5 protein-coding genes are annotated in these 5,214 nt (G+C 66.9%); 3 read left to right on the top strand and 2 right to left on the bottom strand.

Features of this window, described 5'->3' with window-relative positions; genetic code table 11:
• Positions 1 to 263: 263 nt before the first annotated feature.
• Both MTQ10_RS27580 and MTQ10_RS27575 read right to left on the bottom strand, forming a co-directional pair.
• The gene (locus tag MTQ10_RS27580; protein WP_247472991.1) at positions 264 to 1,619 is read right to left on the bottom strand and encodes an FtsK/SpoIIIE domain-containing protein; all 1,356 of its coding nucleotides are present in this window, start codon (positions 1,617 to 1,619) and stop codon (positions 264 to 266) included.
• Positions 1,616 to 1,894: a hypothetical protein gene (locus MTQ10_RS27575; RefSeq protein WP_247472990.1), complete on the bottom strand. Its 279-nt coding sequence runs from the start codon at positions 1,892 to 1,894 to the stop codon at positions 1,616 to 1,618. Before MTQ10_RS27575 ends, MTQ10_RS27580 begins: the two co-directional genes overlap by 4 nt.
• 210 nt (positions 1,895 to 2,104) lie before the next feature.
• Here MTQ10_RS27575 and MTQ10_RS27570 point away from each other — a divergent pair, with 210 nt between their 5' ends.
• From MTQ10_RS27570 to MTQ10_RS27560, 3 genes are all read left to right on the top strand, one after another.
• Positions 2,105 to 2,974 carry a GntR family transcriptional regulator gene (locus tag MTQ10_RS27570; protein WP_247472989.1) on the top strand — a complete coding sequence of 290 codons (870 nt, stop codon included), beginning with the start codon at positions 2,105 to 2,107 and terminating at the stop codon, positions 2,972 to 2,974.
• Between the two features lie 438 nt (positions 2,975 to 3,412).
• Positions 3,413 to 3,976: a Uma2 family endonuclease gene (locus MTQ10_RS27565; RefSeq protein WP_247472988.1), complete on the top strand. Its 564-nt coding sequence runs from the start codon at positions 3,413 to 3,415 to the stop codon at positions 3,974 to 3,976.
• Between the two features lie 517 nt (positions 3,977 to 4,493).
• Complete coding sequence (locus MTQ10_RS27560) at positions 4,494 to 5,000, top strand: hypothetical protein (protein ID WP_247472987.1); 507 nt, start codon at positions 4,494 to 4,496, stop codon at positions 4,998 to 5,000.
• Positions 5,001 to 5,214: the final 214 nt, after the last annotated feature.

The raw sequence follows: 5,214 nt of genomic DNA, 5'->3' as shown, positions 1-5,214 counted from the left end.
GGTGGCGGGTGTGGGGGTGGTGCGGGTGGTCAATGCGGGCATGGCCTTTCTGCCGTACGGCGAACAACCGCAGCGGCGGGAAGACGACAAGGAAGGAAGAAAAGGACGGGAGGGGTGGTGAGAGGGCCGCGGGCCCGGCAGGGGCGAAGGGACGAGAGGCCGTGGTGCCTCTGCCGGGCGGTGGGTGTGGCGGCGTGACGTGGCGGAGAAGCCGGAAACGTCAGGACGGGCTGAAGCCGTGGGAGCCGGAGCCCGAGAAGGGCTTACGCGGCCTTGGTGAAGTCCGTCGTGCCGGGAAGGGGCCGGACTTGGTGGCCTGTGGTGGTGAGGGTGTCGTTGATGCGCCAGCAGGCTTCGGTGGGCAGGTGCACGGCCCGCATGCGTACCGGTGTGGGCGTGCCGGGGGTGGAGGTGATGGCGACGCCTGGGGGGAGGGTGCGGTCGGCGGCGGTGATGTCGAGGTCGCGGCCGTCGGGGAAGAGGTGGAGGTAGTCCTCGGTGGTGTCGACGCGGTGGCAGATCCGGGTGGACAGGTTGGTGCGCAGCGCGGTGGTGAGCACCTCTGCCGAGGGCTTTTGGGTGATCAGCCACAGCCTCACGCCGTATTTGGCGCCTTGGGAGGCGATGGCGAGGAGGTGGGCCTCGAAGCGTTCGCGGGCCTTGCGGTCGGTGTGGCGGGTGTAGTGGGCGACCTCGTCGATCACCACCACGAGCAGCGGCAGTTCCGGGCTGAACTCGGTGATCTTGTCTGTCCGTGCCGTCCAGAACAGGTTTTCGCGGCGGTGCATCTCCTCGCGGATCTCGGCGAGGAGTTCGCTTGCCTGGTCGGGGTGGGTGGTGTCGCTGACGCGGTGGGCGGTGATCCACCACGGTGCGGCGGCGGCCAGGTTCGGGTCGATCACCACCAGCCGCACATCTCGCATGAGGGAAGCGTGCGCGAGAAGCGTGTTGACGGTCACCGACTTGCCCGACCGGGTCACCCCCGCGATCAGCCCGTGTGCACCGGCGGCGAGGTTGAGGCGGACAGGGTGTCCGTCCTCGTCCTGGCCGAGCAGGACATCGTCCCGGCAGGACAGCGAGCCGGGCTCCACCGCCGGTGCCCCGTCGTCACGGACGAGGGGTGAGGGGAGCGGGGTGTCGAGGGGTTCGCGCCGGAAGCCGCGAACTACGACGCTGCCGGGTTTGGGTTGGCTGATCTTCATCCGCTGCATGCCCCACGCGTTGCGCAGGTCGTCGGCGGCGTCCTGCCAGGCTTCGCGACCGATGGTGGGGAGGGTGGTGGCGGTGACGGTGACGCCGAACTCGTCGGCGTGCACCTTGATGCGGGGCAGGCGCACCTTCGGCTCTGCGGGCCGGCCGTCTCTGCCGGGCCTGGCGGGTTCGGTGACGGCGAGGCCGACCTGCGGGGCGAGGAGTCGCCAGGTGCGGCGGATGCGGCGGGACTGCTCCAGGCTCACCCGCGTCTCGGCGTCCGCGCGGAGCCAGCGGACTTCCGTGTAGAAGGTCCGGCAGGTGACCACGGCGCCGCCGAGGGTGGCGAAGGGGGTGAGGAGTTGGAGGGTGACGGTGGCCGGGTCGAGGCCGGCTATCTGGTGGAGGAGGGTGAGGGGTTCGGTCATCGGGCCGCCTTGGCGTTGACGGCGGTCGCGCGGTAGGCGATGCCGTGGCGGGACTGGCCGTTGAAGACCGACTCCCACGAGATGCCGGTCTCCGGGACGGTGACGGTGATCATTTCGGCGCGTCCGTCGAGGACGAACATGACGTCGGCGAGGACGAGCGGGGTGCCGCTGTCGCGGTCGACGGCGATCTCGCCGGTCTGCCGGTCCTTCACCTTCGGGCGGACGGCACCGAGCATGAGCGCGGCGTTGCTGGTGTCGACAGGGATGACACGCATGGAGGGGGCCTCTTTCAGGGGGAGGGCATGGGGACAGGAGCTGGATCACCAGGGCACGGGTGATCGAGGAGCTACAAGCATAGCATCCAATCCCAGCCCATCCAACTCCATCCCTGCCTTCTCGGTTCGACCTCATCCCTGAACGGGTAGCCTTGACCTCTCACGCGCCGGCTACGACGGCGTGCGGACTGAGTGGGAAGGCGGCTTGGGTTGGTATCCGGTGACGGGACTCTGCTGGCGTTCGAGCGGATCGCCGAGGACTTGAAGCAGCAGATCCGCGACCACGCCCTCACCCCGGGTGCGGCGCTGCCGTCGCAGTCCCAGCTGATGAAGCAGTACGGGGCGTCCAGCCTGACCGTGCAGAAGGCCATGGCCCTGCTCCGGGACGAGGGCTGGGCCGTCTCCCGCCCCGGCAAGGGCACCTTCGTCAGCACGCGCAGCGACTTCGGCCACGCCTACGAGACCATCACCACCGACCTCGAACGGCTCATCCGTCAAGGCCACCTCGCCCCCGGCGTGAAGCTCCCCTCACGGCAACAACTCGCCGACCAGTACGAGGCACCCGTGACCGTCGTCGACGCTGCCCTCGACCGCCTCATCGACGACCACTGGCTGAGTCGCGACGAGAACACCACCGACGTCCACGTTCAGGACGCCGACCATCCGGCCATGGCCAACCGACTCGCCCACGCCGCTCTGATCCGGAAGATCGACGACGGCAGCCTCCCCGAGGGCACCGAACTCACCGCCGAGGCCGCAGCCGACCTGCTCGGCACGGACGTACGCACCGCGCAGCAGGCACTCAACCTGCTGATCATGGAGCACAAGGCCGCCCGCGTCCGCCGAGGCATCACCGCCAACGACGGCGGGATGAAGGTCGAGGAAGTCACCGTCATTGGCCCTGGACCAGGCCAGGCGGCACCGGGAACTATCGAGGTCTTCACCGGACTCAGCCCCGAGGAGATGCAGGCACGGGTTCGCATCGACGTACTCGCTGACGCACTCGAGGACGCCCTTGCTCAGATCCAGGAGCTCCGCGACCGACTCGACCGCCTCGAAGGCAAGCACACCCGCGACTGACCACCTGGGGTACAGCTACCGGCCGAGGACCGCATCCTGGCTGGTCAGGGGCTGTCGTAGTGAGGTTGCGTCGAAACTTTCTCTGCGGTTTCGAGGCGGGCCCGCTGACGCGGACCCGCGCGCGGCCGGGTCGCGGGCCCGGCTGCTACAGCGCCGCCCCGCCGCCCGACCCGAGCCCCTGGCCGCGCAGAGACAGTGCTCCGGGACGGCCGGTCGACCGCAGGGCCTCTCGACGCATCAGCACTCGACAGACCAGGTCAGCCGTGTGTGAGCCATGCCGATACCGCCACCGGCAAAGAGTCTGGCAGCACACGTGTTCGGAGTCTCGCTCATGACAGCGAAAGCCCGTGTCAGCAGGTAAGAGCGCCCGTATGCTGGCCGTGTACCGCCTGCCGGGCATCCCGTGGCTCGCAGGGCGGACGAGGAGGTGAAAGGGACATGAGCGTTGCCATCGACCACACGGGGCCCTGGACCGTCGCCGACGTCCTCGCCCTGCCCGAAGACCGCACCACCCGCTATGAACTGCTGGGGGAGTCCCTCGTAATGTCCCCCGCCCCCGGCATCCGCCACCAGCGTGCCTCGCTCAGGCTCGCCATGATCCTTCACGCGGCAGCCCAGGCTGCCGAGGCGCCGGTCGAGGTGCTGGAGGCCATCAACGTCATCCTGCCCTCCGGCCTTGTCGTCCCTGACCTTGTAGTGACCGATGCTGGCGCGACCGCCGAGGACGGCGTCAGCGTCGACGCCGACGGCGTACAGCTCGTGGTCGAGCTCGTCTCTCCCGGCAACCGCACCGTGGACCGCAAGTTCAAGCCGATGCTCTACGCCGAGGCCGCCATCCCACACTTCTGGCGACTCGAGTTCGACCCAGCTCCGATGCTTGTCGTCTACGAGCTGGAAGGCGGCCAGTACGTGGAGCGGACGACCGCCCTCGCGGGAGCGACCACCCGCCTGGATGCCCCGTTCCCTGTTGCAATCGATCCGGCCGGACTTTCCCGGCAGTAGTTGCCTTCTGACGGCAACGCCGACGGCAACAGGCCCCGCCAACGGCGGACGCCGACGGATTTCCACGGACCGACGAACCGGCGCTGACCTGCGAAAACGCAGGTCATAAGCCCATGCCCTCCACACGTACTATGTGCTGGCGGGCGAGACGCTGGTACTCGTTCACAACAGCAATGGATGCGTGAACTGTGCCTCCAACAGCGTTAAAACGTGGGGTCATACATTCAAGACTCATGGCGCCGGAGCGAAGAACACGAAGGCACTGACCGATCGCGCTCGTAGCACCAATAATCCGCAAGGTCAGTGGCTGGACAATGATGCCGCGGCAGAGTTCTTGAAGGGACTCCATATCGAAGGAGCCGGGCCCAGGTCGGTGCGCATTCCGGACGGACTGGGGCAGGTGATTATGCCGGATGGGAGTATCGTCCAAGCGCGGGCAGCTACCATCATCCCGAGTCCAAATGGGCTGTACAAGACGGGATTCCCGATCATTGGTCCGAACTAGGAGGCTGGAGAGATGAGCTTCTCTGTGTCGTTCAATCCGGCCGCGCCGTCAGGTGCTGTGTCTCCTGCTTCAGCGGGTCTGGAGCCGGGTGACGATTACGAAACCCTGGTCATGGAGGCGTGTAGCGCCCTCTCTGATGCTGGAGGCAGCAGGTTCCACATTGGCGGCTTCGGGAGTGATGAGTGGCCGCTCGATGTCGCCTATGACTTGTCTGCCATCATGGAGCAACTCCCGTCGCTTCTGGCGGGTGTGCGCGACCGTCGCGAAGTCGAGGTGGATCTTTACTCGCAGGGCATCGAGAGGACTTTGATTTTCCGCCCAAGCGGGGATCTCGTGATGATTCACTGCGAGTCGCGGACCAATTGGGTTCCAAACCCAGAGCGCGAGAGCATTGCACAGAGTGAGCTAGTCGCGATGCTCTCGAAATTGGCCGAAGACTTCGCCAGAGGGTTGAAGGCGATCAATTCCGAACTGTCGGAGGTCGCACCATTCGAGCGTTGGTTGGAGGGTGAGGTGTAGCCTCGCTGCCCGATCCCGCAACCCTCGCGCTGGATAGCAGCAGCAAACTTGAAGCCCCGTTAGGCGCGTCCTGGCGGGGCTTCTGCGGGGGGGGTGCCTCTATGTCCTTCGTCAAGGTGCCTGGGTTGGGTTGGAGGTGGTTTGGCTTGCTGGGGTCACGCGGCGAGTTCGACGGCCTTCGGTGTCCGGGATTGGTAGAAGGTGCCGTCGCGGA

Origin of the sequence: Streptomyces sp. XM83C, assembly GCF_023072675.1 — a bacterium.
Lineage (GTDB): Bacteria > Actinomycetota > Actinomycetes > Streptomycetales > Streptomycetaceae > Streptomyces > Streptomyces thermocoprophilus.
This window is presented reverse-complemented; position numbering and strand designations above follow the sequence as displayed.

Coding starts and splice junctions, on each gene's coding strand:
- MTQ10_RS27580 (WP_247472991.1), bottom strand. CDS start 1,619: ATGACCGAACCCCTCACCCTCCTCCACCAGATAGCCGGCCTCGACCCG.
- MTQ10_RS27575 (WP_247472990.1), bottom strand. CDS start 1,894: ATGCGTGTCATCCCTGTCGACACCAGCAACGCCGCGCTCATGCTCGGT.
- MTQ10_RS27565 (WP_247472988.1), top strand. CDS start 3,413: ATGAGCGTTGCCATCGACCACACGGGGCCCTGGACCGTCGCCGACGTC.
- MTQ10_RS27560 (WP_247472987.1), top strand. CDS start 4,494: ATGAGCTTCTCTGTGTCGTTCAATCCGGCCGCGCCGTCAGGTGCTGTG.